The 2,872-nt window shown below is 49.1% G+C and carries 2 protein-coding genes and 2 pseudogenes; all 4 read right to left on the reverse strand.

From position 1 onward, the window contains the following. Nucleotides 1-293, reverse strand: a pseudogene (locus WG8_RS23445) (L-threonylcarbamoyladenylate synthase); the annotation flags it as partial. 155 nt (nucleotides 294-448) lie between these two features. After that, nucleotides 449-1,141, reverse strand: coding sequence for a stage II sporulation protein R (gene spoIIR / locus WG8_RS23450; RefSeq protein ID WP_007432762.1), 693 nt, complete (start codon nucleotides 1,139-1,141; stop codon nucleotides 449-451). Between the two features lie 263 nt (nucleotides 1,142-1,404). Continuing rightward, nucleotides 1,405-2,598 (reverse strand): FtsW/RodA/SpoVE family cell cycle protein, encoded by a 1,194-nt coding sequence (locus WG8_RS23455; protein WP_007432763.1) that lies wholly within the window; start codon nucleotides 2,596-2,598, stop codon nucleotides 1,405-1,407. Nucleotides 2,599-2,673: 75 nt separating this feature from the next. Next, nucleotides 2,674-2,872, reverse strand: a pseudogene (locus tag WG8_RS23460) (protein-(glutamine-N5) methyltransferase, release factor-specific); the annotation flags it as partial.

The raw sequence follows: 2,872 nt of genomic DNA on the forward strand, positions 1-2,872 counted from the left end.
TTTTCCGCCGCAATCCGAGCCTGTCCAACCCCCATTTCGCCGGAGATATCCTCTTCAATCTCACGAACCGCAACCGTAGTATCAGCTTCTTCCATGCCAGCAGACGCCCTCTTGGCAGTTGCAGTCATGTCCGCTTCGGGAACCAAACATCTTACATCCCACCATTTTGTATGCGAAGCCTCCAATGTCTGCTTTAGCTCGTGAATCCCTTGTTCATCCAGCTCCCGCTCGGGCTTCTCCTTCTGTGCAAACGCTCTGTGCAAATCTTGTATCGGATTCAATTTATCGGTCATATCAGATCATCCCATATCTTATTGTCATACAGCCCGATCCATGTCGCTTGGTCTCCAAAAAAGCCTGCTTTGAAAACTCAATTGAATCGGCTCTGCCATGTGCATATATACTGTACATCCCATTATAACATATGGGAGACTTGCTACTCTCAAGATTAGACGAATAAGCCGCTCACCCAGCCCCACAACCCCATCAGAGCATCCCACAGAAAGAAACGTACTTCCGGTTCCTTTCCATTCGCAGTTGTCTGACTGTCTCCGCGATTTGCTTTTGCCACTGCCGTTTGTGCCGTTGCCTCCCCACTGCCTGCATCAATAAAACACAACGGTGGAAACAGCACGCACCACCAATTTTGCCCTTTGCCTTGTCCCAGTGTGACCCGAAGGGCCTCATAATTCCCAGCAGGATAGACAAGACCACCATACATTTTCGTCGGAAAAGGAACGCTTGCCAGCTCCACCTGATGCTGATATGCAATGCCGCGCCGAGCCAGCTCGGCACCTACCAAACGATCAATTTCAGGCAAGTGGGCAGCAATCAACGCTCTCGCCTGATTTAAGCTTTGCGGGTTTTCCAGCTTACCCACCCACGCATTCATTTCCTGCACGATGGCGTCCCGTATATCACGCTTGACCAGTTGATCCTCCGGGCGATCTGAATTGGCTAAAATGCGCAGCCGGATGGATTCATGCGGAATCACTCTCGCCCCTGTTGTTGTCATTCCTGACGTTATAGGACCTCTGATTCCTGCGGTCATGGCAGCATCCGTTTTTTGACCTTCCCAGGACATCATTAAGATCGAAATACAAAATAGGATCATGGCAGCTTGCTTTACCCAGCTTTTCATCTTCGTCCCCCCAAACCCAAACTCTATCATGTCTATCAGTCTGTCCGGTTCGGGAGAATCTAAACCTATGAATCTATGTAAAATGTCAGAGCAAAGACTGGTCCATGATCATCTGCGGATAGGAAAAAGGTCCAGATTTCGCAATCTGGACCTTTTTTTGCTGTACCGTTTTATTTTATCAGCATTTTGCATAATCTGATTCCCAACGCTCGGAAGCACAGCATATATTACGCATTAACCGTTCCATCCACAACCCATGCACACTAGGCTTTTTTTGCCTTCGTCAAGCTCGCTCTGGAAGGCTGTGGCAGATCATCCTCCAGCTCCTGACCATGCACCTTAATACTCATAACCAAGCCGATACTAGCCATGTTAATGAGCAGCGACGTCCCCCCGTAGCTGATGAACGGGAGCGTAATCCCCGTGAGCGGCATGATACCCAGAAACGCGCCGATATTCTCAAAAATCTGGTATAGCAGCATGGACACAATACCCACGATAAGATACGGTCCGGCTCGATCACGGCATTCCAGTGATATCAGGATCATTCGGTGAATTAAAATAAAATATAACAAGAGTAGCACCGAGGAGCCTACAAAGCCAAATTCCTCCGCTACCACTACAAAAATAGAATCCGCATACGTATAAGGAACACGCCCGGATTGTACCGAGGTTCCCTGCAAAAAGCCCTTGCCCATCATCCCGCCAGAGGCAATCGCCAGCTTGGCGTTTTTGGTATGGTAGGATGCCTTCGCAGTCGCTTTTTCCGGTACCAGCCAAGGGTCCAGACGCTCTACCCAGTGACTGCGCCCAATCCCCTTCATAAACGAATCAATCTCATCGTGAAACGAGATATAGGCTTTGAGCCCGCCACCAACAGCGACTGCAAATATGGTAAATCCGATCAGCGCATGGGATGCCTTCACATTCCCAATCCATAGCATCCCGATGACGATGACGATGTATCCGAGCGCGTTACCCAAGTCATTTTGCGCCATCACCATAGCAAAAGGAACAAAGCTCACCAGAGCGACTGGAAGTACGTCCTGAACAAAATACAGCCTGCTCTTGCGCTTTTTGATCAGCATATACGCCAGAAAGATGATAAGAACCAGCTTGAATACCTCAGCAGGCTGAAGGTTCAAGCCACCAATTTTCAAGAAGCCCTGGGAGTTGTTAACCGTCCCGCCAAAAAAACCGAGCACGAGCAGGAATATTCCGCCTCCATATACATACAGTGCTTTTTTTATAAATATTCGAAAATCGACCACCGCTATACCCAAGATCGCCACAAAGCCCAATATATAATATCCGATCATCTTCTGGTAATCGTTGCCGTGATCCGCCAGGTTTGTAGGACCTCGACCTGCGCTGTATACCGTTATGATACTAATCGCCATGAGCAACACCAGAATAAAGATAACCGGACCATCAATTTTTTTCAATTTCTGAAGCATGATTTCCCCCTGAGCCGTTTCTCGGTCATACTCCTCTTATTCTAAAGGAAAGACTCGCAAAAAGAAAATGCAGCACTACTCCGAGACACCTAGGACATGTCGTTCAATCCCTGCAAGGTCCGGAACAATCAAAATTGTCTTCCAATGACCCGCCTGCTCCAGCAACGCGGCCACATCTCTGGCTTGCCCCATCCCCAGTTCAAAGCCGATCAGCCGGGGCGGAGCTTGAAGGAGCCCTAGCTGCTCCAGCATCGCCCGATACGGGCCAAGCCCG

It is taken from the genome of Paenibacillus sp. Aloe-11, from assembly GCF_000245715.1.
GTDB lineage: Bacteria > Bacillota > Bacilli > Paenibacillales > Paenibacillaceae > Paenibacillus > Paenibacillus kribbensis.

Excerpts from the sequence above, each read along its gene's own strand:
- WG8_RS23455 (WP_007432763.1), bottom strand. The coding sequence starts at position 2,598 with ATGCTTCAGAAATTGAAAAAAATTGATGGTCCGGTTATCTTTATTCTG.
- spoIIR (WP_007432762.1), bottom strand. The coding sequence starts at position 1,141 with ATGAAAAGCTGGGTAAAGCAAGCTGCCATGATCCTATTTTGTATTTCG.